The organism is Candidatus Binatus sp., from assembly GCF_036567905.1.
In the GTDB taxonomy this organism is placed as follows: domain Bacteria; phylum Desulfobacterota; class Binatia; order Binatales; family Binataceae; genus Binatus.
Window position 1 is genome coordinate 39,260 of the sequence record NZ_DATCTO010000091.1, and the last position, 25,325, is coordinate 64,584.

Genomic DNA, 25,325 nt, shown 5'->3' on the forward strand with positions numbered 1-25,325 from the left:
CCAATAGTCAGTCGCAAATATACATTTCAGGCTGCGTCAGCTCGAACGCAGGGGAGTGTCGCGCATGAAGCGGACGGTTTCGGCCAAATCGCGGATGCCGGCGTCCGAGCCCAGGCCTTGCGCCACCAGAGCTGCCGCGGCATTGCCCAGCTTCATGCATTCCGACGGCGGCCAACCCAGCCGGATCGCGCGAATGAAGCCGGCGCAATACGCGTCGCCGCATCCCGACGTATCGACTACCGCAATATCGTGCGCCGCCAGATGCAGCTTCTCGCGCGCGGTCGTCAGCAGGCTGCCGCCGCCGCCCATCGTGAGCACAACTCCGCGCACGCCGAGGCCGAGCAGGTGCCGGGCTGCCTCTTCGGGTGCGTGTGATCCCGTGAGCTTGCAAGCTTGATCGGCGTTGGGCATGAACCAATCAACGAATGGCAGGCACGGCTTCAGGATGGCGAGGAGCTTGGGCGAGCCTTCGCTCAGGATGTCCATGCTGGTGGTCGCGCCGCTGTCGCGTGCGCGCCGGAGTATCTGCGCGGCTCCATCGCGCCCGAGTCCGCGCATCGAATCGCTGCCGCCGAGATGCAGATGCGCCGCGCTCTCGATCAACGGCCATGGTACGTCGTCGATCGCAAAGCAGGCGTTGGCTCCGATCGCATGAAGCGCAGGCCGATCGCCGTTTGGCCTTATCGGCAGGATGCTGGCCGAGGTCTGGACGGCGGGCTTGCGAATAACGTGGCTGGTATCGACGCCGAAGCCGTTCAACGCGCGGATAAGCACGTCTCCCAAGGCATCGTCGCCGACGGCGCCCACCGTCGCAACTGAGAGTCCCAATTTCGCCAAGCCAACTGCCGTGGCCGCCGCAGACCCAGCCGGTGCGAGCCGAATCTCGTCGAGCAACACGCTGCCTTGCCCCTCGGGGATATGAGTCACGTAGCGGCCGAGGATGTCGAGGATGTGTGCGCCGAGCGTCACCGCTGGGCCGCTCATCAGTGACTCGGCTCCGCTTCGGGGACGACTTTCATCCGCGTGACGTGGCGTTCCTGCTTGCGCGCGATTTCGCGATCCTGGCGCGCGATCATCGCGGAGTGAAGCTGCGCGACGGTCTTTTCAGGGAGAACGGTCACCGGCTTGCCGGTCGCCAGCGCTTGCATATAGATGGTGGCGGACTTCTCGAGCAACTCCACAAAAGTGAAAGTCTCGTCGAGATCGGCGCCGATGCAAAGCGCGCCGTGATTCTGAATTATGTAGCAATGGCATCGATTGGCGAGCTTGCGCGCGACGTTGTCGTGCAGTTCGCGCGAGCCTGACAGGGCGTAGGGCACGATGTCGACGGTATTGCCAATCGCCAGCGTGACTTCGTCGAACAGCGGCGGGATCGGCTGGTTCAGCACGCTGAGTGCGCTCGCGAACGCCTGATGGGTATGAATGACGGCGCTCACGTCCGCGCGCACTTTGTATGTCGCTACGTGCATCGGAGTTTCGATCGACGGTTTGCGCGCGCCCTCGATTCGAGCGAGGTCGAAGTCCACGACGCAGACGTCCTCGACCGTCATCACGTCGTACCGCAGGTGCGACGGCGTGACGACGACGGCGTCACCGCCATCGACGAGCATCGAGACGTTGCCCCCGCTGCCGGACTTCGATCCGAAGTAACCGTCGGCGGACAGCCGCTGGCTGATGCGCAGGACTCGCCGCTTATAGTCGTCGTAGTGTCCCATTTCAGAAAAACGCCGTCCCTGGGGTATCGCTCGAATTTCAGGATACCGCGAAGGTGACAGTTCTTAATACATTATAAGATGTCTTCGATGCGCGCGCCTCACAGCTTGACCGAGTTAACCACCTGGATTTCCGTAAAGCCGAGCAGACCCCAGGGGCCGTTCTCCACGCCAATCCCGGACCACTTGGCTCCGCCGAACGGAAGATTCGGTGCGATCGCAACATGCTGATTGACCCAGGCCGAACCGCACTCCAGTTGCGACGCCACCTCAGCGCCGCGCGCCGAATCGTTGGACCATACCGAACCGCTCAGCCCGTAATGGGTCGCGTTCGCACGGCGGACCGCATCGTCGACATCCTTGTAGGGAATGACCGGAAGCGCGGGGCCGAACTGTTCTTCATCGACGAGCCGCACGCCATCGGAAATGTTTCCGACGATCGTGGGGGCGAAGAAGTAACCTTCCTTGCCCACGCGCGCGCCGCCGGAGACAATCTTGGCGCCGTGCTTCCTGGCGTCCTCGACCAGCTCAGTCACCCGCTCGAACTGGGGCTTGTTGTTGATTGGACCGAGCTGGGTCCCGGCCTCGAGCCCGTTTCCCACCTTGACCCCGCGCGCGAGCTCGCCAAGCTTCTCGAGCAACGCGGCGTACATCTTTTCTGGAACGTACACCCGCTTGATCGCGCTGCAGATCTGCCCGGAGTTCTCGAACGCGCCCCAGAAAATCTTCGGCGCTACCGCCGCCGGATCCACGTCCGACAAAATGATCGCGGCATCGTTGCCGCCGAGCTCGAGCGTAACCCGCTTCAGATCCGGCGCGGCTGCCGCAGCCACCTTCTTGCCGGTCTCAACCGAGCCGGTGAATGAAATCTTTCTCGGCGCCGGATGACTGGTCATCCACGCACCGAGCGCGTCGCCGCCCGATACCACGTTGAGGACTCCGGGCGGAACAATGTCGCGCAGGATCTCGCCAAGCATCAGCGTGGTGATCGGCGTGAACGGCGAGGGCTTCAGCACGACGGTATTGCCGGCGAGCAGCGCCGGCGCGATCTTCCACATCCCCAGCATCAGCGGGTAATTCCACGGCGTGATCGCGGCGACGACGCCGAGCGGTTTGCGCTTTATTTCAATTTTGCCCTGCGCCGTGTCCTGGAGTATCTCGCTGGGCAAATCGAGCATCGCCGTGTATGCGCACCACATCGAGGTGCCCACGATTTCCTGCCCCGCCTTGTCCAGCGGCTTGCCCTGCTCCTGGGTCAGAGTCCGCGCCAGCCCTTCAGGCGGTTGTTGCAATGCGGCCGCGCATTCGTTGAGGACCTTGCGCCGCGCGTTGATGTCCTTGCTCCAGGCGGGAAACGCACGCTGCGCGGCGGACATCGCCTGATCGAGTTCGGCCTTGGTGCAATCGGGAACCTCGGCGAAGACCTTTCCGGTGGCGGGATTGATCACGCCGGTGGATTTCGATCCCTTCACCGACTGGCCGTCGATAGTCATGGTGTATCCGGGCATTGTGAATCTCCTAATATGCGCAGTCCGTGCAGGCAAATGTAATTGATTCATTACAACGCCGGTCGTATCGCACGCAAACGGCGCTTGGCTGACAGCGTGAATTACTCGATCAGGCGGGCAAGATGAGGGCGGCCCGATACCGAGCCGCCCCCGATTGTTCCGAAGCGATTAGTTTGTCTTTTGGCTCGAGCTTTTGTCGGTGGTCGTGGTAGAGCCACCCGGATTGTTATTGTTCGTAGTCGTGGTCGATGACTCCGAGGTTTTCTCCGAGCCCTGCGCCGGAGCGGCTGCGCCGGGAGCGCCCGGTGCTCCTGGGGGGCCTTGTTCGCCGGCTACGGGGACTGTCGTAGTAGTTTCCTTTTCGCATCCGACGACCGCGGTACCGAGCAGGAATGCGATACCAATCAACGCCGCTGCACTGCCTATCTGTCTCTTCATAGTGATTACTCCTGATTCCTCATCGAAGCCTTTCTTGCTGCTCGTGGGATAGTAATTTTCCGCACCTATTCTTCGAGAGTTACGATATCAGTACTGGTCAGCGAATGTATCTTTGGATCGTCGATCATAGTTACTACCATAACCAAAGGGGCGTTTTGTCTCGGCTCAGCCAATCTCGCGAACTATACTCTGGATTCGCGATGCATGAACCCGTAACACCGAAACGCGGGCCCGGTGACTCGGCGGCCCGCGGCACATCCGCGCAAAAGCCTGATGCGAAGTGGCATTGGCTAAAAGGTCCGGATCGCCAGTGTCAATGACTGCGCGATCTCCCGATCCCGGACGCTTAATCGCGGCTTCACGTGAAACTCGCGCGAATTAATCTCGCGTGACAATCAGGCGCCGGATTTCGCCGGCGCCCCGATTGATCTCACGTGCGTTGGCAGAATTGTTCAGCGCGGTTCTTTCTCGCCGCGGTAGTTGAGCGTGAGTTCCGCGACTCCGGCCGCGACGTTAAGTCCGTTCTGCCCTTCGACTGATACCGGCTGAAGCGCGATCGACTGATCGAAGCCTCCGATCAGGACGTTTGCGCCCCCGCCTGCGCCGAGCGTGAGGCTCGCGGTCACACCGCCGTAGTGCCCGGACAAGGCCCCGGGCTTGATATCCTTGGTCGGTGCGGCGACCGCCCACAAGATCACCGATGATTTCAGATAGCCGATATCTGCGCCGAACTTCGAGATGCTTCCGCTGTAGTATTCGGTTCTTCCGCCGTTGGACGAGTATGAGCATTTGAGGTCGCGCGAAGATCCGAACACAAATCCCCATCCCGAGGCTTCGTGACAAGTCAGATAGCCTGTCTTGACGGTGTACTTGCTATCCTCGGCGTGCGCCGTCAATGACCAACAACTCAAGAAGAGCATACTGGTAGCAGCAACCGCGATGCGGAGTCCTGATTTCATGTCTTCCTCCTGAAGGCCATGCGCTAAATTGTTCCCTGATTGACGTTAGCCAAAAAACAACAACCTGGGATTGTCGTATTGCTTCTCCGATCCTTGTAGACCGTAGACCGAATGGCCTCCCTCGGCAAGCTGCAACTCGGCTTCGGTCCGCCCAGACCAGCCCCGGCCGTCCAGAACGCCGATCGATGCCTTGCCTCCCGCCGCTTCACGATCGATGCTTCCACCTTCGGCGGGAGCGAACGCAATCTCAGTGGCGGCGCGAAATGATTCAAACTCTTCTGATCGACAATTACGATTCCTTCACGTTCAACCTGTTTCAGCTCATAGCGCAGGTAAACGGACAGGAACCCATCGTCATAAAAAACGATCAGCTTGCCTGGGACGATCTGAAAAATTACCGCTTCGACAATATCGTTATTTCGCCGGGGCCCGGATGCCCTCAAAACCACCGCGACTTCGGCGTCTCCCGCGACGCGATCCTGTTTGCCGAGGCGCCGATCCTCGGCGTCTGCATTGGTCATCAGGGAATCGGCGATGCCTTTGGCGCCGCCGTCGCGCTTGCGCCGGAGCCGATGCACGGCCGGGTCGCCCAAGTCTATCACCATGGCGATCCTCTGTTCGCGGGCGTGCCTTCCCCCTTTTCCGCCGTCCGCTATCATTCGCTATGCGTCGTGCCGCCCATCCCGGCGCCTCTGGCGGCGATTGCCTGGACCGGCGACGGCGTGGTGATGGGCATCCGTCACCGGGATCGGCCGATCTGGGGCATTCAATTTCATCCCGAATCGATCTGCAGCGACTATGGCCATCGGATTTTGGCGAATTTTCGCGACCTGTCCCATTCCTTCAAACAGACCCGCAAATGCCGTTCCCAGCCGTCTTCTCCGCCCGCAAAGTCTCCGCTCCCGCCGGGGGCCGAGCCGACTGCGGATCACCATCCGAAGTTTCAGCTTCGCTCGCGACGTCTCGATATCTGTCCCGACGCGCAAGCCGTGTTTGCCGCCACTTATAGCCGTTCGCCAAGCGCATTCTGGCTCGATAGCAGCCTGATCGTTCCCGGCCTGTCGCGCTTCTCCTTCCTTGGTGATGGTTCGGGTCCTTACAGTTTCAGAGTCATGTACGATACTCACAGTCGTACAGTCACCGTCGCCGATTCATCAGGCCTGCGCCGGATCGGCCAGAGTGTGTTTGAGTACCTGCGGGAATTTATCGAGCAGGTGCGCATTGCTCCCGCCGATTTGCCCTTTGATTTTACCTGCGGGTTTGTAGGCTACTTTGGCTATGAACTGAAGCGGGAATGCGGCGCCGGCTTCGCCTACAAGTCGGCCACTCCCGATGCTTACTTTCTATTCGCCGACCGGCTGATCGCAATCGATCACCTGGCCGCCGTCACCTATCTGGTCTGCCTGGCGCCCGCCGGAGATGGCGCCGATGAGAGCGAGTGCTGGTTCGATGCGATCGAGGCGCATCTGCGCGGCCTCCCGGCCGGGCCTGGCGCGCCCGCGTTCGCCCGCCCGGAGATCGCGATCGCGATGCGCTATCAGCATTCGCCGCCGGAGTACCTGAAGCTGATCGAACGATGCCTGCACGAGTTGCGCCGCGGCGAATCCTACGAAATCTGCCTGACCAATAAAATATTCCCGCAGGCGCGAATCGAGCCGTTGGCCACTTACAACGTGCTGCGCACGATCAACCCCGCGCCGTACGCGGCCTTTCTCAGTTTTCCGGGGCTGTCGATCCTGAGCGCGTCGCCCGAGCGCTTTGTCAAAATCGATAGCGCCGGCAATGTCGAATCGCGGCCGATAAAGGGCACCGCGCCGCGCGGGCGTACCCCTGCCGACGACGAACGCATTCGCCGGGACCTGCAATCCAGCGAAAAGGAGCGCGCCGAGAACCTCATGATCGTGGACTTGATCCGCAACGATCTGGGCCGCGTCTGCAAGATCGGCACGGTCGAGGCGCCGCGCCTGATGGAAGTCGAGAGCTACGCCACCGTGCATCAGTTGGTGAGCACGGTGCGCGGATGCCTGCGGCCAGGGGTGACCGCGATCGACTGTTTAAGGGCCGCGTTTCCGGGTGGTTCCATGACCGGCGCGCCGAAACTTCGGACCATGGAGATCATCGATCGCCTCGAGAACCAGGCGCGGGGAATTTATTCCGGCGCCCTGGGGTTTCTTTCGATTTCCGGCGCGGCGGATTTTTCAATTGTTATTCGCACGATCGTTGTCGCCGACGGCGCGATTTCGATCGGCGTCGGGGGCGCCGTCGTGGTCGGCTCGGAACCCGCGCGCGAGCTCGAGGAGGCGCTGCTGAAAGCCCAGGCGCCGATGCGCGCGATTGCGCTGACCCGCGAGTGAAAGGATATGGCCGATGACGTGGAATTCAGCCTGATTGAAACCATCCTCTGGACGAAGTCGTCCGGCTATGTGCTCCTGCAATACCATCTGCGGCGGCTGGCGGCGTCGGCGGCCTGGATGGGCTTTCTCTGCAACTTGGCCGAGGTCACCCGCACCCTGCAAGAATCCGCTGGTAACCTGTCCGCCGAGCCGTTCTGGAAAATTCGATTGATACTGGCGCCGGACGGCACGCTATCCGTATCCGCCACCCCAATCGAACCACCCGGGCATAAGCAACCTCTGCCACGGGCGGTGATTTCCACCACCGCAGTCTCCAGCGCGGACCCTATCCTGCGCCATAAGACGACCCGGCGCGCCTTGTACGACGCCGAGCTTAAGGCCTGGTCGGCTCGCACCGGATGCTTCGACGTCATCTTCGTCAACGAACGCGCCGAAGTTACCGAAGGCGCGCGCACCAACCTGTTTATCCAGCGCGGCGCGGCTATCCTTACGCCGCCGCTCGAATGCGGGCTGCTGGATGGCACGCTGCGAAGATGGATGCTCGATAGTCAGGCGATGCGCACGCGTGAATGCGTGTTGACGGTGGCGGACCTGGCGTCGGCGGATCGTATTTTTCTCGGCAATTCCGTCCGCGGCCTGGTCGAAGTCTGCTTATAGCGCCACCTTTTACGCGCGCGATTCTTCTGAGCTACGACGCCTTGCTTTCGAGTGATTTTATTGGGAAAGAAATACGAACCCGTGGAAAAAAAGATCCGGGGTCCAGATATGACACTGAGAGGGATTGGGTCTTTTTACTGGACAGGGGCAAAGGCTAGCCCCTGCGGTTTCGCTTCGGTGGGGAAGATATGAAAAAGAGTTCGTTTCGAGTTCTTGTTCTCGCGGTTGTAGGTGTGGCTTTCGCGGCTGGTTCGGGGTTGGCGGCGGATGCGGGTGCGGCCGCATATAAGTTGGCGTCGACTTTGAAGGTCGGCGGCGACGGGGGATGGGACTACGCCACCCTCAGCGCTGACGGCCGGCTGCTATACGTCACGCGCACGACGCACACGATGGTGTTGGACGTATTGACGGGCAAGACCGTCGCGGATATCGGCGGACAGCAAAGATCTCACGGCGTAGCTCTCGTGGCGGACGCGGGGCGCGGATTTATCAGCGATGGCAAGGGCGCCTCGGTGCTGATCTTCGATCTGAAGACCAACGCGACCATCGGCAAAGTGGCGGCGTCGGATGACGCCGACTCGATCATCTATGACCCCGCCAGCGATCGCGTGCTGGTCTTCTGCGGCGATGCGCATCGGATGGTTGCGATAGCGCCCGACGTGAATCCAACCGGCGGGCAGGCGGCGGCGACGATCGATTTGGGCGGTTCGCCGGAGTTCGCGGTCGCGGACGGGAACGGCAAAGTGTACGTCAATATCGCAGACAAAGACGAAGTGGCGGTGGTCGATACGAAGGCGATGAAAGTCGTCGCGCGATGGCCGACTGGGCCGGGTCGCCGGCCGACCGGGATGTCGATGGATCGCGCGACGCGCCGCCTGTTCGTGGGTTGTCGAAATAACAAACTGATCGTGATGAACGCCGACGACGGGAAGATCGTTTCGGATTTTCCGATTGGCGCGTTCGTCGACGCGACCGCATTCTACAACGGGCTGGCATTCGCCAGTTGCGGCGATGGGACGTTGACGTTTATTCGCGAAGTGTCAGCGGACAAGTTCGAGCTTGCGCAGGTGGTGAAGACCGAGTTGGGCGCGCGGACGATGGCTGTCGATGCACGGAGCGGGACGGTCTATCTGCCAACCGCGGACCTGGCGTTTCCCGCACCGAGCGCGAGCGGGCTGCCTCCACGGCCGAAGCCGGTTGCCGGGACGTTCAGGATCCTGGTGATGAGCAGCAGGCAGGGGCCAGCTCCTGCGCCCTAGCCAGGAAGAAGATTCACACAGGAAGGGCGAAACGCAGTGCGGGTTCCGCTGACTCTGCTGCGCCCTTTCACCCGCTTTGGTACCGCGTACCTGATGCTTCCGCGGCGATCTATGCGCCGAATTGCTTGCGCACGGCCTCGAACGCTTGCTCGGTGACGGCCAACGTCTGCTCGAGGTCGCGCTCGGTGTGCGCAGCCGAGATGAACCAGTTGTGACGAGGCGCGACGTACACTCCGCTGCGCGCGCATGCGCCGCAGAAAACCTTCGCGCGATCATAATGACCCGCGTCGGCTTTGAACGTCATGTACGGCATCGCCGGCGGTCCGGAGTAGGTCACCTCGAACCCGGCGCTGCGCGCCTGCGCGAGCAGACCCGTGCGCAGCTTCTCGCCGATCGTGCGCATCCTCTCGATCCCGCCACCCGCCTGCAGCTCCTTGAGGTTCGCCAGGCTCGCCGCCATCGGCACGGCGCTGGTGAAGTACGATCCCGTAAAGAACACTTCCTGCGCTGCCTGCTTGAGGCTGTCGCGCCCAAGGCATGCGGCGAGCGGATAGCCGTTGGCGATCGCCTTGCAGTAAGTCGTCAGGTCGGGGCGCACGCCAAACAACTCGCCTGAGCCGCCCATGTGCAGGCGGAAGCCGGCGCGAACGTCGTCCAGGATGAAGACCATGCCGTTGTCGTCGCAGATTTTCCGCACGCCCGGCAGAAATCCTTCGACCGGCAACTCCGAGTCGTGTCCGGCGTCGTGCTTGAACGGCGACAGGATTACGCCCGCGATCTTGCCGCGGTTTTCCTCGACCGCATGGCGCAGGCTCTCGAGATCGTTGAATCGAAAATAAACCATGTTCGCGCGGTCTTCCGGCGTCAGTCCGCCGGGAAGCGGCGTGCACCATGCATGGGTGCCGTGGTAGGCGCCGGAGCACATTGCGATTTTCGGCCGCCCGGTCGCTTGACGCGCGACTTCGGTCGCCCAGGTGCATACGTCGGATCCGTTTTTCGCGAACACCGTCCAGTCGGCAAACGGCGTGATCGAGACAAGATGCTCCGCGAGATCGACCCACACCGGACCCGGCGCGTTGAAGCAGTTGCCGAGTTCCATCTGGCGGCGCGCGGCTTCCTCGACTTTGGGATGCCGATGGCCGAGCACGATTGGGCCGTATGAACATATGTAGTCGATGTACTCATTGCCATCGACGTCCCAAACGTGGGAACCCTCGCCGCGCGCGAAAAATGACGGGTAGGCGCCCCTGGTAAGCAGCAGCGGCGCCTGATGGCCGTAGATGCCGCCGGGAATAACTCTTTTGGCGCGCTCCATCAGCGCGTCACTATGCTCGAATGTGTAGGGTTTCACGGCAACTCCTGTGCGATGATTTTCGCCGCATTGCAAGTCTCGTCTGCTGCCGGGCAGACCGTCAGCGAGAATCCTATTTGCCGGCGCGAGCGTCAAGCCGGCAAAATCGAACGGGCCATGAGTTGCGCGACTCACAGCCCGTCTGCGAATGCGATCAAGCTTGACTAGTGGCGATATGCCGGATCGGCCGGCCGCTGCGATAGCGGCAGTGCGCCCACGCGCACCAGCTCGTCGCGCAGCTTGGCCCGCGACAGCGGCTTGCACAGGACCGCAGACGCGCCGAGTTGGTAGCTCTCCGCAATATCGCGGTCATAGAGCGAACTGGTGATAACGAACATCGGTACCGCCGTCAGCGCCTCATTCGCCCGCGTCGCCTGCAACACGGAGAAGCCGCCGTTGTCAGGCAAACGCAAATCCACCAGGAACAAATCCGGGCGATCGTGCTCGGTGAACTGCGCGATCATGAGCAATGCCTCGTCGGCATTCGACGCATGCACCAGCTCGATATCGTCGCCCAGCACCTGCCTGACTACAGTGAGCGCGATAAAAACGTGGTCCGGATTGTCTTCGACGAGAAAAATCCTGACCGCAGAATTCAACAGAGTCGGTTCTTGGCCTTGTTCCTTTTCCTTGTCTTGGTCGCTCATAATCCCCCCTCTCACCTGGCGAATCCGTGGCAGTTGGCTTCCAGAGCGTACCAGCTAAAGTTGCCTGGATGAAGCGGGTGAAGTCCCTTGTCGACTAATTATCTAATGATCATTCAATTGCCGTGCCATATCCCTCAGCGTTATATTCGAGTCGCGACATGACGAGGAATGACGCGCTTAATCGACCTATGATGCTGCGGAGCCAGTTGTAACCCTCGATGACCCGCGAATCCCCGATTTGGACGTTGAACATCAGTTCCATCCTGTATACCACTGCCGAATCTTCGATGCGCCACCTTCCCGCCAGCGATCGTTTGTGGCAATTTTGCTACATTCGTTACTCCGACTATACACATGCGACACATGGCATCAATCATTGATATTGCAAAATGAGTCACCGAGCCGATTCCAGATAGGGAAAGGATCGCAGCATTGGGAATCTTGGCGAACTTCCTGGATTCGAGTTTTTTTAAGCACCCCCTATTGCGAAAGTACACCGCTCTGGTCCATGAAGACCTGACGGCAACGTACTCGCGCGACATCCAGAAATGGCTTCTCGTCGCGCCTATCATCGGTATCTTGACCGGCCTCATCATTACCGGGATCGCCGTGCTCATTCTCGACGTCATCTGGGCGGCGCTCCTTCCTTACTATCTTGCTCATCACTGGGCAATCGTGGTCGGACTCGTCGCCGGCTTCTTCGTGACGGGGCTGATAATGCAGTTTCGAACGCCCGACCCCGACCAACACTCGACCGAGGAGATCGTTCGCTCCTACCACGAGCACCAGGGCGACATCGACATGCATCCGTTCTGGTGGAAGCTGCTCGCCGCGGTGACCACGGTCGGCTCGGGCGGCAGCGCGGCGCTCGAAGGACCAAGCATTTACAGCGGCGGCGCGATCGGATCGTGGCTATGGACCAAGCTGCGCCGTTTCGGTCTGGAAACGCGCGACCGCCGCATCATGTTGATCAGCGGCGCAGCGGCGGGCATGTCGGCGGTCTTCCGTGCTCCTCTTACCGGCATCGTGTTCGCGCTCGAGATGCCGTACAAGGACGACCTCGCGCACGAAGCGCTGCTGCCGTCGCTGATCGCGTCGGTGGTCGCTTACGCAACGCTGGTGTCGATCGTCGGCGCCAAGCCGTTGTTCGGTTTCGCGGGCAGCACCAGCTTCAGGGCAATCGACGTCGCATGGTCGGCGCTGCTCGGCGCTGGAATCGGGCTCATCGCAATCGTCTTCGACATCACGTTTCGCCGCGTGCGCGTGTTTTTCATCACCAGCAGGATACCGCATACGCTCAAGCTCACGATCGGCGGACTCGGCACCGCGCTGTGCGGCCTCGCGTTCGTGACGATTTACAACGGCCCGCTCATTCCGATCGGCCCAAACTACGAGGCCGTCCGCTACGTACTCAGGCATCCGATTCCGACCGAAGTGCTGCTGGCCTTCGCCGCGTTGAAGCTGCTCGCGACGATTTTCTCGCTCGGCTCGGGCGGCGTCAGCGCGATGTTCGTGCCGCTGTTGCTGGTCGGCGGAGCGCTCGGCAACGCCTACGCGCAATCTGTAGTTCACTCGCCGACGCACGATCTCTATGCCGCGGTCGGGATGGCGGCGTTCCTCGCGGCCGGATACAAAGCTCCGCTCACCGCAGTGGTCTTCGTCGCGGAAACCACCGGCGGCCATTCCTACATCATCCCGAGCCTCATCGGCGCCGCGGTCGCCTACGCAATCTCAGGCGAGGCGTCGGTTTCCGGCGATCAGCATCTTCACGAAACCGCCAAACTCGCCGACCTATCCGGGATGGCGGTGCGGGACGTGATGCAGCGTCGCGCCATTTCCGTGCAAGCCGGGTCAACGATTCGCGAATTCGTCGCGAGCGTCGCGGCCCGTCATCGGCACACGATCTTTCCCGTGTACGAAGGCGACCAGGTCGTGGGGACGATTTCCGTATCTGATCTCAGCCGGGTCGCGCCCGAGGAATGGGACAAAATCACCGTCGGCGAATTCGCGGACCGCGGCGCGATTCGCGTGACGGACGACTGCGACTTGAGCGAGGCGCTGCGGCTGCTGGTGCGCGAGCGCGGCGCACAGATGCTGCTGGTGACGGACGCCGCCGGCGCTCTCAATGGAATCGTGACCAAGACCGACATCCTGCGCGCCGTGAAACAGTGAAACAGTGAAACAGTGAAGATGTCGCGGTCCGTAGAAGCTTAGTTCACAAGGTTGACGGGATGGCCGTCCAGAAATGCTCGCACATTGGCGATCGCGGTATCGAGCAGCCGCGTTCGCGCTTCCTTCGATGCCCACGCGATGTGCGGTGTCACGATGCAATTCTTCGCACGTAAAAGCGGATTGTCGGCGGAGGGCGGCTCGCTCGAAAGCACGTCAACCGCGGCGCCCGCCAGACGCCCGCGGTTGAGCGCGTCAGCCAGGTCCTGCTCGATGACCAGCGGGCCACGCGACGTGTTGATGAGAAAGGCGCTGGGTTTCATCATCGCCAGAGACTTGGCATTGATGATTCCCTGGGTTTGTGGAAGCAGCGGGCAGTGCAGGCTCACGGCATCGGCTTGGCGCAGCAGTTCATCGACTTCGCACCATCGAAAGCGGGGCCAGTCGGGAACCGGCCTTCTGGCCGCACCGGCAGCAACCACCCGCATTTCGAAAGCCAGCGCGATCTCGGCCACGCGCCGGCCAATCTGACCGAGACCGATTATCCCGATCGTCTTGCCCGCCAGCTCGACCAGGGGCGTTTTCCAGAAGCTGAAATCCTTTGATCGCGACCACTCTCCGGCGCGGGTCGCGTCGGCGTGAAGGGCCACGTGATGGCACAGCTCGAGCAGCAGCGCAAAGCTGAATTCCGCTACCGAGGCCGTCGCATAGGTCGGGATATTGGTGACGGAGATCTTGAGCTCGCGTGCCGCTTGCACGTCGACTACGTCGTACCCGGTGGCCAGTACACCGATATAACGGGTACTTTTGAGCTGCCGCAAGATTTGCGCAGACAGCCGGGTCTTGTTGGTCAGCACGATTTCGGCCTCGTGCGCGCGCGCTATGATCTGATCGTCCGCGCTATGGTCAAAGACTTGCAGTTCGCCAATCGCGCTGAGCGCCTTCCAGCTCAAATCGCCCGGATTCAAGGCGCGACCATCGAGAACAACTATCTTCGTGACGGTCACCTCGATCCGCGTTTATTGAACGGTCATTATTTACGGTTCCGACCGCATACTATTAGCACCGGGCAAGGAGCCTCGCGCTCGACGCTCTCCGCAATGCTGCCGAGCAGAAACCGATCGAACCCCTTCCTTGCGTGTGTGGCCATGACTATGCAACCGGCATGAATTCGGCGCGCTGCTTCCAAAATGGACTTGGCCGTGTCATCGCTCTTTTCGACAAGGACTTCGTAGCGAATCTGGCCGCCGAGGTGTTTAACCGCAAGCTCTTCAAGTTTTTCCTTCGCATCTGACAGAGGCAGTGTCGCCTCTTCATCGGTAAGCGGGAATTTAAAATTCATCGCGTGGAGCAGGTAAAGGCGTCCATCCCGCCCCTGCAGCATGTCGCGAGCTGTTTTCGCCGCGACAATGGAATTCTCGTCGAAATCTACCGGACAGAGAATATTCTCGAAGAGCGTGGTCATTCGCTTTCTCCGGGTTGAACTTTCGCCCTGGCTCAATACGCGTCCAGCGCGGCGACGCGCTCGCGATGGTACGCGGGCGAGCCGAAGCAGGACTCGTTGAAGCGCGCGCGCTTGAACCACAGATGCATATCGTGCTCCCAGGTGAAGCCGATTCCGCCGTGCATCAGCACCGCGCGGTCGGTGCCGCGGCTGTAGATATCGCACAGGCGCGCTTTCGCCATCGCAGCCGTGCGCGATGCGTCTGCCGCGCCGGTATCCTGAGCGTAGGCGGCGTACCAGAGCATCGCGCGCGCGGGTTCCAGCTCGGCGACGATTTCGGCCGCGGCGTGCTTGAGCGCTTGGAACGATCCGATCGGTTTGCCGAACTGCTCGCGGACTTTCGAGTATTCCACCGCCATCTCGAGCGCGCGCTCGGTGCCGCCGAGCGAGTCGGCAGCGATGGCGACGGCAGCGACGTCGATTAGTTTCGCGAAGAGATCGGTTCCGCCGCTAAGCCGCTCGGCGGGAGCGCCCGTGAGCTCGACGCTCGAGACGCGCCGCGTCAGATCGAGATTCTTGAGCAAACGGGTCGTCACGCCCGGCGCTTTTGTATCGACGACGAACAGAAGAATTTCACCAGCATCGTTTTTGGCGGCGACGACGATGAAATCGGCGACGTTGGCATACGGCACGAACATCTTGGCGCCGTTGAGACGCCATCGGGCGCCGTCTTTCGCCGCGACTGCCGCGATGTCAACTGGATCGATGCTGGCGGCGCGCTCGACGATCGCGACCGTGCCGATTGCTTTGCCCTCGGCGAGCGCGGTGAGCCATTTTGAATTGAGCTGCTCGGAGCCGCCGAGTTTGAGCGCGCTGGCCGCAAGCACGGACGAGAACAAAAACGGCCCCGGCATCGCAGCGTAGCCGCCCTCTTCGAGAATCATCGCCATGTCGAGCATCCCGAGTCCCGCGCCGCCGAATTTCTCGGGAACGACGAGCCCGCTCCATCCGAGCTTGGCAATCTGGGCGTAGAGTTCGCGCGGATAGCCGTCATCGGCGGCCATTATTTTGCGCACGAACGCGCCGGCGCATTCGCCGCTGAGAAACGCGCGCGCGCTTTCCTTGAGCTGCTGTTGTTCTTCGCTGAGACCGAAATCCATGATTGTACCTTCGCTCTTTCCTGGTTAACTCAACGGGATTTCGGCATTTTGAGGCCGCGCTCCGCGATGATGTTTTTCTGGATGTGCGACGTGCCGCCGCCGATCACCAGCCCGAGCGAGAACATCCACTCATACGGCCAGTAGCCGCGATCGAGCACGGCTTCGTCGTCGCGCGCGAGCATCGAGTAGTCGCCCATCGCCTCCATCGCGGCGGTGGCGAGGTCGTGATTCAACTCGGTGCCGACCAGCTTGTTGATCATTGCCTCGACGCCCGGATTCTTGCCGCGAATCTGATCGGTCAGTTGGCGCAGCGCGTGATAGCGCATCGCCTCGACGCGGATCTCCAGCTCCACCAGCCTTTGGCGGAAGACGGGATCCTGGCTGAGCGGACGGCCGCCGCGCTTGATCGATTTGGCAAGTGCGAGCAGGCGATTGAAACGCTGCTCGCTGCCGCTGGCCGAGCCGAGCATGTTGCGCTCGTGAAAGAGCGTGGCGTTGGCGACGATCCATCCTTCGTTGAGCTTGGCGACCAGATTTTTGCGCGGCACGCGGACGTTGTCGAAGAACACTTCATTGAAGCCGCGATCGCCGGTCATCTGAGCCAGGGGACGCACGGTGATTCCCGGCGTGTGCATGTCGATAAGCATGTACGAAATGCCGCGATGCTTGGGCGCTTCGGGGTCGGTGCGCACCAGGCAGAACATCATGTCGGCGTATTGCGCGCCGGAGGTCCAGACTTTCTGGCCGTTGACGACGAACTCATCGCCGACGATTTCCGCGCGCGTCTTCAGCGCGGCGAGGTCGGAACCCGCGCCGGGTTCGGAGTAACCCTGACACCAGATTTCCTCGGCGGTGAGAATCTTCGGCAGGTAGCGCTGCTTCTGGTCCTCGCTGCCCCACGAGATAAGCGTCGGCCCGAGCATCGAGAGTCCCAATTGGCCGACCAGATACGGCGCCTTCGCCCGGACCATCTCGTCGTTGAGGATCGATTGCCGCACGGGATCCAACGCCTGGCCGCCGTATTCCTTGGGCCATGCGAGCGCGACGTAGCCCGCCTGGTACAGTCCGCGCTGCCAGGCCTTGGCCTTGGCGATCCAGGTCTTGTCATCGCGGCCCTCGCTGTCACCCGACAGGCCGCTGCTCGGCATGTTCTCGGCGAACCAGCTGCGGACCTTTAGCCGAAATGCTTCTTCTTCGGACGTGAATTGAAGATCCATGTGCGAGACACTCCTGCGGTCGTGATTGCGCTTCGGCTCGGGCGTACCGCGGCTTCGCGTCCAGCATAGTCAATACCACGTCGCCGCGAAAAGCGCGCATCGCACGCGGGAATCGCGGCTGCAGGCCGATTGCCTGCTCAGATCGGCGTTGTTAGAGTTTTTTTAAAGTCGATCACAATCCAGTTTTGCCGATAGACCGGGGTTCACAAGATGGCGACGACGATCACCAACGAATGCATCAATTGCGGAGCATGCGAGCCGGAGTGTCCGAACACGGCGATTTACGCGGGCGGAGCGCCGTGGGAGCTCGACGGCGCGTCGAGTCCCGCAATCGCACAGGACATTTATTACATTGTGCCGTCGAAGTGCACCGAATGCGTCGGCTTCTTCGACCATGAAGCGTGCGCGGCGGTATGTCCGGTAGATTGCTGCATCCCCGACCCGGCCAACGTCGAGAGCGAAGGCGTGCTGCACGCGCGCGCGCGCAAGTTGCATCCCGACGAGACGATCCCCGACGAGCCACCGTCGCGCTTTCGCAAACCGGCGGTCGCGGCCAGCGCGCAAGCGCCCGCGGCCAATGCCGCAGCAGTCGAAGCAGTCGTGCCGGTCGCGCCCAAGCCAGCGCCCGCGCCGGCGGAGGCTGCTAAACCTGCAGCGGCGCCAGCAGCGGCGGAGGCTGCGAAACCTCCCGTCGCACCAGCAACTGCAGCGGCGCCAACTGCGGCACCCAAGCCCGCGCCTGCTGCAACTGCAGCATCCAAGCCTGCCGCGGCGGCGGCGGCGAAACCTGTGGTCGCACCAGCAGCGGCGGCGCCGGCAGCGGCGGTGAGTCTCGCGATGATGCGTCTGCCGAAGGACGTCAGTGCGTTGCCCGGACCAATTGGCGAGAAACATTTCCCCGGCGAGCTCGAAGCTGATTTCGATGCCGTCCTGGCTTCAGTTAACGCTTCGCGGGTTCGCACAGCGCCGGCGTCGGTGCAAATCGCGCTTCGGCTTGCCGAGCCGGTTCTCGGCGCGATGCCGGCCGGCGTAAAGGCGCGACTCGAAGAGACGGTGGGCAGCAGCGCAGCATTTTCGAGAGTCCGCTCGACGGCACTCAACCTGGTTCTGAATCTGATTCTGTACCCCGTTGTACTGACTGCGTATGCGGTTGTGGTGCTCGGCGACCGGCTGTTTTCGCAGAGTACGGGCGGATGGATCATGCTCGGCGTATTGATTGCGTCGGCGGAGGCCGCGTGGCGTTTGCGCGAGGGAGTGATTCACGCCAAGCCCGCCGGCGAGCTGACGTATCGCGGATGCTGGTACGGGCTCGGGCTCGCGCCGCTCGGCTCCATGCTCGCACGTGCGATGGGCGCGGGCAGGAGAACAGAGCGCAAGGTGGCATTCGACGGGTTCGAGGGCGCCATGCACGAAGACAAGACCGAGCGCGATCGCCGCTACGGGACCGTTTACACCGTCGCCGAGTATGCCAACGCGTACCTGGTTCGGCTCGAGATGCCGCGCAAGCTGCCGCTGTCATCGCTCAAGCGGTTGTGGGATTTGCCCGACGAGATGCCCGACTACGATTACAACATCATGCTCGGCGACAACGTGCTTGCGGTCAACGCAAGCGTGCGCGGCGAAACGCTGCGCCGATTGTCCTACATCTCGCCGGCGTTCCCGGCCGATTTCACGACCCGAATCGAGTTCGGCAAGCCGGTGGTCGCGTTCAAGCATCGGATGCGCGACAAGCTGCTCGAGGTCGTCGTTCTCAAGGCGGAGGCGGCCCAGTTTCAGCACGCCGCCTGAAAAAACCTCGCGAGCTTGAACCGGCGAACGAGCTTGGACCCGCGGATTTGGCGCGCCGGGATTGCAGTTGAGTTTGGTTGAGATGGCGATCCACATTCGGGACGCCACGGAGCGCGACCTGCCCCGTATCCTCGAGATCGAGCGGCTCGCCTTTCCCGCCCCCTGGACGATTGCCTCCTTTCAGCGTGAACTGACCCTGCCATTCTCGCGCATCATGGCCGCGCTCCCGGTGGCAAGCCACGAGCATGGGCGCGACGACAACGACAATGGAAAGATTGCCGGCTTTCTCTGCCGATGGCTGATCGCCGACGAATGCCACGTGCTCAATATCGCCGTGCACCCCCAGTCGCGCCGACTCGGGATCGGCATCGTGTTGCTAACCGAAGCAATCGCCGAGGCAAGATCGACTGGGGCAGGCATGGTTACGCTGGAAGTTCGCCGTTCAAATCTGGCTGCGCGGCAGCTTTACCGTAAATTTAAGTTCGAAGAACGGCGTTTGAGGCGACATTACTACGGCCCCGGTGAAGACGCGATCATCATGGAACTAAGGTTGGACTGACCTGATTCGGCGGTCAATTCCGAACATTGTTCTATCCAGTCTGGCGGCTTTCAGCTTCTTTTTAAGACCGGGGTTACAAATCAAGTAACTTTGTGTCATAATGGACCTACATTCCAGGCTGATCGGATCGGTGATGAACCCATGAACTGCGCGGTTATCAACCCATATCCGAAATCCAAAGCCTGCCATCGAGTGCCATTAGTGCGATGAATTTGCCGTTCAAGAAGGGTGAAAAAGTGGTCTATCCCGCCCATGGGGTAGCCGTGATTGAAGACATCCAGATGCGGGTTATCTCCGGGACGGAGCGACGTTTCTACATGCTCCGAATCCTCGGCACCGAGAAGATGACCATCATGATCCCGACCGAAAACGTCGAGTCGGTCGGGCTTCGGCGCGTTATCGGAAAGGATATGGTGGAAAAAATTTACCGTATCCTGCGCCAGCGCAAGGTCGAGGTCGATACGCAAACCTGGAACCGCCGCTATCGCGAATATACGGAGAAGATCAAGACTGGTTCTCCGCTGGAAATCGCCAAGGTGCTGCGCGACCTGTTGGTGCTCAAGAGCGACAAGGAGTTGTCGTTCGGCGAGCGCAAGATGCTCGACACGGCGCGATCCTTGCTCGTCAAGGAATTGTCGATTGCCAAGGCGCATCCGGAAGAGAAAATCATGGAAGAACTGAAGGTGATCTTCGCGAATTAGCCGCCGCCGTCAATTCAATTGTGTGAATAGGGCCGGGATTTTCTCCCGGCCTTTTCATTTTTGTCGAGACGGCCTGCGATTTTGTTGAAGGCAAAGATTCGGTGTGCGAATCTCGCTGGCATGGCAAAGTGGCGAATAATCCTGCACGCGGCGATTTCCTCGGGCACGGCCGTAAATTGAAAGCCTCGGCGATCATCGTTGCGGCGGGCAGCGGCGTGCGGCTTGGGCCGGGCGTGCCCAAGGCGTTCGTGAAGATCGGCGGCCGCACGATGCTCTCGTATTCGCTCGGCGCCGTCGGACAAGTCAGTGCGATCGGCGAAGTTGTGATAACAGTGCCCGAGGGATTCGAAAGCGCGGCGCGCGCCGAAGCCGCGGCGGCCGGGCTTGGCGTGCCGGTCAAGATTACGCCGGGCGGTATCGAGCGGCAGGATTCGGTTCGAATCGCGCTCGGGCTGACCAGCTCAGAGAGCGAGCTGGTGATCGTGCACGACGCGGCGCGTCCGCTGGCACGGCCTGCAATCTTCGAGGCGTGCATGGCGGCAGCGGCGCGGGCCGGCGGTGCGATCGCGGCGATCCCGGTGGCCGATACGTTGAAGCGCGTCGCGGACAGCGGCAGCGCGATCGTAGAGACCGTCGGGCGGGCCGGGCTATGGCAAGCGCAAACTCCGCAGGCATTTCGCCGCGCGGTGCTGGTCGCGGCGCATCAGCGCGCAGTCAACGAGGGAATCGTCGCGACCGATGACGCGGACCTGGTCGAGCGGACGGGAGTTCGCGTCGAAGTGGTCGAAGGCTCGACCGCGAACATCAAGATCACGACACCATCCGATCTCGCGATCGCCGAGGCAATCATCGCCGCTGGGATGGCGCAGTAGCGCTCGTCCTACATCGGCTCCGGCTCGTATCCGGCCCGCTCGATCAGCTCGCGGGTTCGCGACCAGTCCCATCCCGCGGTGGTCAGGTAGCCGTTGACGAAAATCGAATTCACCGCGCTGAACAATTCGGCTTGGCGCGCGCCAACATTGAGTTCACGGCCGCCCGCCGCGCGGACCTCGCTGCGCGGATTGAGGATGCGGAACAGGCACGCGGCCTTGAGACACTTCTCGGGCGTGAGCGCGCGCCTGGACTCGAGCGGGGTGCCCTTTATCGGATGCAGAAAATTCAGCGGCACCGAATCGATCGCGAGGCGCCGCGTCGAGTAGGCGAGATCGATTATGTCATCGTCGGTCTCGCCCATCCCGATGATTCCTCCCGAGCAAGTCGATAATCCCGCTGCGCGCACGTTGCCGAGAGTCTCTACCCGATCGTCCCAGGTGTGCGTCGTGCAAATTTCCGGATAGAAGCGGCGGCTGGTGTTGAGGTTGTGATTTATCCATCCCGCGCCCGCGCTCTTGAGCTCGCCCGCCTGCCCGCGGTTCATCAGGCCGATCGACAGGCACAGCTCCAGCCCCGGCAACTCGGCGCGGATTCGATCGCACGCCTCGCCGAGATGCTCGACATCATTGCGCGCCGGACCGCGCATGCTGCAGACCATGCAGTAGCGGCGCGCGCCGCTCTCGACCGCGATTCGTGCGCCCTCGATCAATTTGGCGGCGCTCTGCATCTTGTAAACCGGGATATCGGCTTTCGAGATGCGCGATTGCGAGCAATAGCTGCAATCCTCGGCGCAGATGCCGCTTTGCGCATTGCGCAGCATGCAAATCTTCACCCGGCGGCCGAATGCGGCCTCGCGCACGGCGCTCGTCGCGGCGAGCAAATCAGCCAGCCGATGGTCGGGGCAATTCAGGATTGCCGCGGCGGTCTCGCGTGCGATTTCTTTTCCGGCCAGCACTTCTTCGGCCATCCGATCGAGATCGATTTCCTCAAACTTCAACATCACTGATTCCTTGTGGCTTGAAAAATGCGCGCGCCGCAGATTTAGAAGGTTTCCGAAACTCGATCAAGCACCATTGCGCGGCGGGCGCGTCGGTTTCGCCGGCGCTGCTCCATTCGCAATCAGGCCCTCGTTGAGCGAGCCGGAGCGAAAGCCCTTCAGATCGATTGCGACGAAGCGAAAACCGATTTTTTTGAACTCGCGATCGATCGTCTCGCGAATACGCCGCTCGAAGATGCGCGCGATCTGGCTTTGCTCGAGCTCCAGCCGCGCGACCTCGCCATGGTAGCGCACGCGCGCGACCGCAAAGCCCATCGAATGAAGCAGCTTCTCACCCGCCGCGACTTTCGCAAGGCCCGCGGGCGTTATCTCCGTGCCGTACGGAAAGCGCGACGACAGGCATGGCGAGGCGGGACGATCCCAGGTCGGCAACCCCATCGAGCGCGAGAGCGCGCGAACCTCGGCCTTGGTCATTTCGGCTTCGACCAGCGGATGGCGCACGCGTTTCTCGCTCGCCGCCTGCATCCCGGGGCGATAGTCGTGCAGGTCGTCCAGGTTAAGCCCGTCCACTATCTCGTCGATGCCAAGCTCGGCGCCCTTTGCCTCGCAAACCGTAAACAGATTGTGCTTGCACAGGTAGCATCGGTTGAGCGGATTTGCCGCGTAGCCCGCAATCTCGAGCTCATTGGATTCGACCACCAGGTGGCGCGCGCCGATCAGGCGCGCCATCGCAAGCGCCGAGTCGCGATCCTCGTCGGGCATCGTGGGCGAAGTGGTCGTCAGCGCGAGCACGGAGTCGCCAAGCACGTCGTGCGCGACTTTCAGTACCAGGGTGGAATCGACGCCGCCGGAAAACGCCACGATAAGGCTGCGCATCGGCGCGAATATCGCGCGCATCCGCTCAAGCTTCGCCTCCGGCGTTTTCGCTGCGTCCATCGAATCAGCCTGCTAGATTCCCGCGGCCTGGAAAAGATCGGTCGTCAGGTATCGCTCGCCGGTGTCACAGAATACCGCGGCCACGATCCTGCCCGTGCCAAGCCGCCCGGCTATCTGGATAGCCGCGCAGCAGCTTGCGCCCGACGAGATGCCGACCAGGATGCCCTCTTCGCGCGCGAGACGGCGCGCGTATAGCGTCGCATCCTCGTCGCTGACGGCGATTATCTCATCGTAAACTTTAGTGTCGAGGTTGCCCGGCACGAAGCCGGCGCCGATGCCCTGAATCTTGTGAAAGCCCGGCTTGCCGCCCGACAACACCGGCGAGTTTTTCGGCTCGACGGCGACGATCAGGATTTTTTTGTCGAGATGCTCGCGCAAATAGTGGCCCGCGCCGGTGATCGTTCCGCCCGTCCCCACGCCGGAGATGAACGCGTCGATGCGCGGGAGCTGTTCGAGCAGCTCGGGCCCGGTCGTTCGATAGTGGATGTCGGGATTGGCGACGTTGCTGAATTGCTGCGGCATGAAGTAGCCGGGATTCTCGCGGCACAGTTCCTCGGCCTTCGCGATCGCGCCGTGCATCCCGCGCGTGTCCGGCGTCAGCACCAGCTCCGCGCCGTAAGCGAGCAGCAACGAGCGCCTTTCCTCGCTCATCGTCTCCGGCATCGTAAGGATTAGCTTGTAGCCTTTCACCGCCGCGACCAGCGCCAGACCGATCCCGGTGTTGCCCGAGGTCGGCTCGACGATCGTATCGCCGGGCTTTAGCCGGCCGGATTTCTCGGCCGCCTCGACCATCGCCAGGCAGATTCGGTCCTTGACGCTGCCGCCGGGATTGAAATTCTCGAGCTTCGCCCATACTTCGGCGTCGTCCTTGCCGGGAATTCGATTGAGCCGGACCACCGGCGTGTTGCCGATAAGTTCAAGCGGCGATCGCGCGACGCTGATAGGCATGGCGGCGATTGTAGCCGGAAAATACGGCTGGTTGCGAATCTTGCCAAGGGAGTTGAATCCGGCGCGTGATGGCTATTTTTCCCGGGCGCGCTCGGCGAAGGCGATCGTGATTGCGGCGGAGCAGCCGCGGCCATCTTCTCGATGGACCCCAAGCAGGACCCGGTGGTAGTGTTCATGCCCCAGCTCATGCCGCCGGCCACATTCAACTTCCGCAGGCAACTTAAGAACATCATTTATTCGGCCATCGTCGATTGAGGTGCAGGCCATGGACACGTACGTCGAGCTCGACACTAATCTGCCCGACCATTACCGGACACTCAAGGACAACATTCATCGGTTCGCGCGGGAGGTGATGCGTCCGACCGCGGCCGCTCTGGACCGGCTCGCCGATCCGAGCGCGGCAATCGCCCCGGGCTCGCCGCTGTGGGACTTCCTCAAGCAGGCATATCGGCTCGGCTACAATAAGGCCGGGTTTCCCACCCAGTTCGGCGGACTCGGACTGAGCGGCCTCGGGCAGCATATCTACCTCGAGGAGCTTGGATGGGGCAGCGCTGACCTTGCGCTGACAGTTGGCATTGCAGGGATGCCGTTCGGCGCGCTTGCGGCCACCGGCAATCGCGAACTCGTCGAAAAGCATGTCATGCCGTTCGTTCAGGATCGCGAGGCGCAGTACATCGGATGCTGGCCGGTGACCGAGCCGCAACATGGATCGGACTGGGTGACCGGGCAGTGGAACCGGGAACACAATGACCTGGCGGGTCACGTGATCGCGCGGCGCGACGGCGATTCGTACGTGATCAGCGGGCAGAAGTCGGCTTGGGTTTCCAACGGAACGATTGCGACGCATGGGCTGGTGATTCTGATCGCCGACCCCTCACGCGGCGCCGTGCTCGGCCGAGGCGTTGCTTTCGTGCCGTTTGACCTGCCCGGCGTATCCAAGGGCAAGCCGCTGAACAAGCTCGGCCAGCGCGCGCTTAACCAGGGCGAGATTTTCTTCGATGAGGTCAGGATTCCGAGCAGCTACATGCTGGTCGCGCCCGACAAGCCCGCCGCGGCGGCCGCCGGCCGGGGCGGCGGTCCGAACGCGATGGTGGGTGCGGTCTTCACCGGAGTGGCCCGTGCGGCCTTCGAGATTGCGCTCGATTACTCCCGGCAGCGCATCCAGGGCGGCAAGCCGATTTGCGAGCATCAGCTGGTGCAAAAGCATCTGTTCGAAATGTTTACCAAGGTCGAGGCATGCCGCCTGCTCTCGCGCGCGGCGATAACCTACAACACCGACGCGGCCGTACCCGCGATGGAATACTCGATTGCGTCGAAGACCTTCTGCACGCAGGCGGCATTTGAGGTCGCCAGCGACGCGCTTCAGCTTCTCGGCGGCAACGGCCTCAGCAAGGAGTATCCGATCGAAAAAATCTTCCGCGACGCGCGCGCCGCGCTGATCGAGGACGGCACCAACGACGTGCTAAGCCTGGTCGGGGCCAACCTGGTGCTCGCCCGCCCCTCCTGACCGCGGCCGTTGGCACGGCTGGCCAGTATTAAGACCCGTTGGCACGGGAGGCCAGTATTAAGAGGCGGCGCACCCGTGGCAGGGGCCGCGCCCGCCATCGGCGGGCGGTCGTTGGCACGACGGGCCAGTATTAATTCGCAG

22 protein-coding genes and 1 pseudogene are annotated in these 25,325 nt (G+C 61.8%); 10 read left to right on the forward strand and 13 right to left on the reverse strand.

Features of this window, described 5'->3' with window-relative positions:
• Nucleotides 1–36: 36 nt before the first annotated feature.
• The 4 genes from VIO10_RS14035 to VIO10_RS14050 form a co-directional block, all read right to left on the reverse strand.
• Nucleotides 37–984 carry a sugar kinase gene (locus VIO10_RS14035; RefSeq protein WP_331965433.1) on the reverse strand — a complete coding sequence of 316 codons (948 nt, stop codon included), beginning with the start codon at nucleotides 982–984 and terminating at the stop codon, nucleotides 37–39.
• Complete coding sequence (locus tag VIO10_RS14040) at nucleotides 984–1,715, reverse strand: class II aldolase/adducin family protein (protein ID WP_331965435.1); 732 nt, start codon at nucleotides 1,713–1,715, stop codon at nucleotides 984–986. Before VIO10_RS14040 ends, VIO10_RS14035 begins: the two co-directional genes overlap by 1 nt.
• Before the next feature lie 98 nt (nucleotides 1,716–1,813).
• Entirely contained in the window at nucleotides 1,814–3,220 is a 1,407-nt protein-coding gene (locus VIO10_RS14045) for an aldehyde dehydrogenase family protein (protein ID WP_331965438.1), read from the reverse strand.
• Between the two features lie 890 nt (nucleotides 3,221–4,110).
• Nucleotides 4,111–4,578, reverse strand: coding sequence for a DUF992 domain-containing protein (locus tag VIO10_RS14050; protein WP_349259251.1), 468 nt, complete (start codon nucleotides 4,576–4,578; stop codon nucleotides 4,111–4,113).
• 150 nt (nucleotides 4,579–4,728) lie between these two features.
• Here VIO10_RS14050 and VIO10_RS14055 point away from each other — a divergent pair, with 150 nt between their 5' ends.
• From VIO10_RS14055 to VIO10_RS14070, 4 genes are all read left to right on the forward strand, one after another.
• Nucleotides 4,729–4,884 (forward strand): hypothetical protein, encoded by a 156-nt coding sequence (locus VIO10_RS14055; RefSeq protein WP_331965444.1) that lies wholly within the window; start codon nucleotides 4,729–4,731, stop codon nucleotides 4,882–4,884.
• On the forward strand, nucleotides 4,881–6,971 hold the full coding sequence (gene pabB / locus VIO10_RS14060) for an aminodeoxychorismate synthase component I (RefSeq protein ID WP_331965447.1): 2,091 nt from the start codon (nucleotides 4,881–4,883) through the stop codon (nucleotides 6,969–6,971). Before VIO10_RS14055 ends, pabB begins: the two co-directional genes overlap by 4 nt.
• A gap of 6 nt (nucleotides 6,972–6,977) precedes the next feature.
• Entirely contained in the window at nucleotides 6,978–7,628 is a 651-nt protein-coding gene (locus tag VIO10_RS14065) for an aminotransferase class IV (protein ID WP_331965450.1), read from the forward strand.
• Nucleotides 7,629–7,918: 290 nt separating this feature from the next.
• A complete protein-coding gene (locus tag VIO10_RS14070; protein ID WP_331965453.1) occupies nucleotides 7,919–8,887 on the forward strand; it encodes a hypothetical protein in 969 nt (322 codons plus the stop codon).
• Between the two features lie 109 nt (nucleotides 8,888–8,996).
• On the opposite strand, the gene VIO10_RS14075 is transcribed toward VIO10_RS14070, so the two are convergent.
• Together VIO10_RS14075 and VIO10_RS14080 are read right to left on the reverse strand one after the other, a co-directional pair.
• A complete protein-coding gene (locus VIO10_RS14075; RefSeq protein ID WP_331965456.1) occupies nucleotides 8,997–10,238 on the reverse strand; it encodes an aspartate aminotransferase family protein in 1,242 nt (413 codons plus the stop codon).
• Nucleotides 10,239–10,402: 164 nt separating this feature from the next.
• A complete protein-coding gene (locus VIO10_RS14080; RefSeq protein ID WP_331965459.1) occupies nucleotides 10,403–10,885 on the reverse strand; it encodes a response regulator in 483 nt (160 codons plus the stop codon).
• Nucleotides 10,886–11,368: 483 nt separating this feature from the next.
• Here VIO10_RS14080 and VIO10_RS14085 point away from each other — a divergent pair, with 483 nt between their 5' ends.
• Entirely contained in the window at nucleotides 11,369–13,057 is a 1,689-nt protein-coding gene (locus VIO10_RS14085; RefSeq protein ID WP_331965462.1) for a chloride channel protein, read from the forward strand.
• 38 nt (nucleotides 13,058–13,095) lie between these two features.
• Here VIO10_RS14085 and VIO10_RS14090 read toward each other — a convergent pair whose 3' ends face one another.
• The 4 genes from VIO10_RS14090 to VIO10_RS14105 are packed head-to-tail and all read right to left on the reverse strand — an operon-like array spanning nucleotide 13,096 to nucleotide 16,875.
• Nucleotides 13,096–14,061, reverse strand: a complete 966-nt coding sequence (locus tag VIO10_RS14090) for a D-2-hydroxyacid dehydrogenase (protein WP_331965464.1) — start codon at nucleotides 14,059–14,061, stop codon at nucleotides 13,096–13,098.
• Nucleotides 14,062–14,087: 26 nt separating this feature from the next.
• The gene (locus tag VIO10_RS14095; RefSeq protein WP_331965467.1) at nucleotides 14,088–14,519 is read right to left on the reverse strand and encodes a universal stress protein; all 432 of its coding nucleotides are present in this window, start codon (nucleotides 14,517–14,519) and stop codon (nucleotides 14,088–14,090) included.
• Between the two features lie 32 nt (nucleotides 14,520–14,551).
• Nucleotides 14,552–15,658: an acyl-CoA dehydrogenase family protein gene (locus tag VIO10_RS14100; RefSeq protein WP_331965470.1), complete on the reverse strand. Its 1,107-nt coding sequence runs from the start codon at nucleotides 15,656–15,658 to the stop codon at nucleotides 14,552–14,554.
• A gap of 29 nt (nucleotides 15,659–15,687) precedes the next feature.
• Nucleotides 15,688–16,875, reverse strand: a complete 1,188-nt coding sequence (locus tag VIO10_RS14105) for an acyl-CoA dehydrogenase family protein (protein ID WP_331965473.1) — start codon at nucleotides 16,873–16,875, stop codon at nucleotides 15,688–15,690.
• 210 nt (nucleotides 16,876–17,085) lie between these two features.
• On the opposite strand from VIO10_RS14105, the pseudogene VIO10_RS16245 reads away from it, so the two are divergent.
• The 4 genes and pseudogenes from VIO10_RS16245 to ispD all read left to right on the forward strand — a co-directional run.
• Nucleotides 17,086–17,376 (forward strand): annotated as a pseudogene (locus VIO10_RS16245) (YfhL family 4Fe-4S dicluster ferredoxin); the annotation flags it as partial.
• 1,369 nt (nucleotides 17,377–18,745) lie between these two features.
• Nucleotides 18,746–19,222 carry a ribosomal protein S18-alanine N-acetyltransferase gene (gene rimI, locus VIO10_RS14115; RefSeq protein ID WP_331965479.1) on the forward strand — a complete coding sequence of 159 codons (477 nt, stop codon included), beginning with the start codon at nucleotides 18,746–18,748 and terminating at the stop codon, nucleotides 19,220–19,222.
• A 206-nt stretch (nucleotides 19,223–19,428) separates the two neighbouring features.
• A complete protein-coding gene (locus tag VIO10_RS14120; protein WP_331965482.1) occupies nucleotides 19,429–19,923 on the forward strand; it encodes a CarD family transcriptional regulator in 495 nt (164 codons plus the stop codon).
• A gap of 128 nt (nucleotides 19,924–20,051) precedes the next feature.
• Entirely contained in the window at nucleotides 20,052–20,795 is a 744-nt protein-coding gene (gene ispD / locus VIO10_RS14125) for a 2-C-methyl-D-erythritol 4-phosphate cytidylyltransferase (protein WP_331965485.1), read from the forward strand.
• A gap of 8 nt (nucleotides 20,796–20,803) precedes the next feature.
• On the opposite strand, the gene bioB is transcribed toward ispD, so the two are convergent.
• From bioB to cysK, 3 genes are all read right to left on the reverse strand, one after another.
• Nucleotides 20,804–21,796, reverse strand: coding sequence for a biotin synthase BioB (gene bioB, locus VIO10_RS14130; protein ID WP_331965488.1), 993 nt, complete (start codon nucleotides 21,794–21,796; stop codon nucleotides 20,804–20,806).
• A gap of 63 nt (nucleotides 21,797–21,859) precedes the next feature.
• On the reverse strand, nucleotides 21,860–22,729 hold the full coding sequence (gene larE / locus VIO10_RS14135) for an ATP-dependent sacrificial sulfur transferase LarE (RefSeq protein WP_331965491.1): 870 nt from the start codon (nucleotides 22,727–22,729) through the stop codon (nucleotides 21,860–21,862).
• Nucleotides 22,730–22,741: 12 nt separating this feature from the next.
• Nucleotides 22,742–23,677 carry a cysteine synthase A gene (gene cysK, locus VIO10_RS14140; RefSeq protein ID WP_331965494.1) on the reverse strand — a complete coding sequence of 312 codons (936 nt, stop codon included), beginning with the start codon at nucleotides 23,675–23,677 and terminating at the stop codon, nucleotides 22,742–22,744.
• A gap of 265 nt (nucleotides 23,678–23,942) precedes the next feature.
• Between cysK and VIO10_RS14145 the strand changes: the two genes are divergently transcribed.
• Nucleotides 23,943–25,184, forward strand: a complete 1,242-nt coding sequence (locus VIO10_RS14145; protein ID WP_331965497.1) for an acyl-CoA dehydrogenase family protein — start codon at nucleotides 23,943–23,945, stop codon at nucleotides 25,182–25,184.
• Nucleotides 25,185–25,325: the final 141 nt, after the last annotated feature.

Bases quoted from the DNA above. Each gene is read 5' to 3' on its own strand.
- VIO10_RS14035 (WP_331965433.1), bottom strand. From the start codon at position 984: ATGAGCGGCCCAGCGGTGACGCTCGGCGCACACATCCTCGACATCCTC.
- bioB (WP_331965488.1), bottom strand. From the start codon at position 21,796: ATGTTGAAGTTTGAGGAAATCGATCTCGATCGGATGGCCGAAGAAGTG.
- larE (WP_331965491.1), bottom strand. From the start codon at position 22,729: ATGGACGCAGCGAAAACGCCGGAGGCGAAGCTTGAGCGGATGCGCGCG.
- rimI (WP_331965479.1), top strand. From the start codon at position 18,746: ATGGCGATCCACATTCGGGACGCCACGGAGCGCGACCTGCCCCGTATC.
- pabB (WP_331965447.1), top strand. From the start codon at position 4,881: ATGATTCAAACTCTTCTGATCGACAATTACGATTCCTTCACGTTCAAC.
- VIO10_RS14120 (WP_331965482.1), top strand. From the start codon at position 19,429: ATGAATTTGCCGTTCAAGAAGGGTGAAAAAGTGGTCTATCCCGCCCAT.
- VIO10_RS14040 (WP_331965435.1), bottom strand. From the start codon at position 1,715: ATGGGACACTACGACGACTATAAGCGGCGAGTCCTGCGCATCAGCCAG.
- VIO10_RS14055 (WP_331965444.1), top strand. From the start codon at position 4,729: ATGGCCTCCCTCGGCAAGCTGCAACTCGGCTTCGGTCCGCCCAGACCA.
- VIO10_RS14080 (WP_331965459.1), bottom strand. From the start codon at position 10,885: ATGAGCGACCAAGACAAGGAAAAGGAACAAGGCCAAGAACCGACTCTG.
- VIO10_RS14045 (WP_331965438.1), bottom strand. From the start codon at position 3,220: ATGCCCGGATACACCATGACTATCGACGGCCAGTCGGTGAAGGGATCG.
- VIO10_RS14145 (WP_331965497.1), top strand. From the start codon at position 23,943: ATGGACACGTACGTCGAGCTCGACACTAATCTGCCCGACCATTACCGG.
- VIO10_RS14050 (WP_349259251.1), bottom strand. From the start codon at position 4,578: ATGCTCTTCTTGAGTTGTTGGTCATTGACGGCGCACGCCGAGGATAGC.
- VIO10_RS14095 (WP_331965467.1), bottom strand. From the start codon at position 14,519: ATGACCACGCTCTTCGAGAATATTCTCTGTCCGGTAGATTTCGACGAG.
- VIO10_RS14100 (WP_331965470.1), bottom strand. From the start codon at position 15,658: ATGGATTTCGGTCTCAGCGAAGAACAACAGCAGCTCAAGGAAAGCGCG.
- VIO10_RS14105 (WP_331965473.1), bottom strand. From the start codon at position 16,875: ATGGATCTTCAATTCACGTCCGAAGAAGAAGCATTTCGGCTAAAGGTC.
- VIO10_RS14065 (WP_331965450.1), top strand. From the start codon at position 6,978: ATGGCCGATGACGTGGAATTCAGCCTGATTGAAACCATCCTCTGGACG.
- cysK (WP_331965494.1), bottom strand. From the start codon at position 23,677: ATGCCTATCAGCGTCGCGCGATCGCCGCTTGAACTTATCGGCAACACG.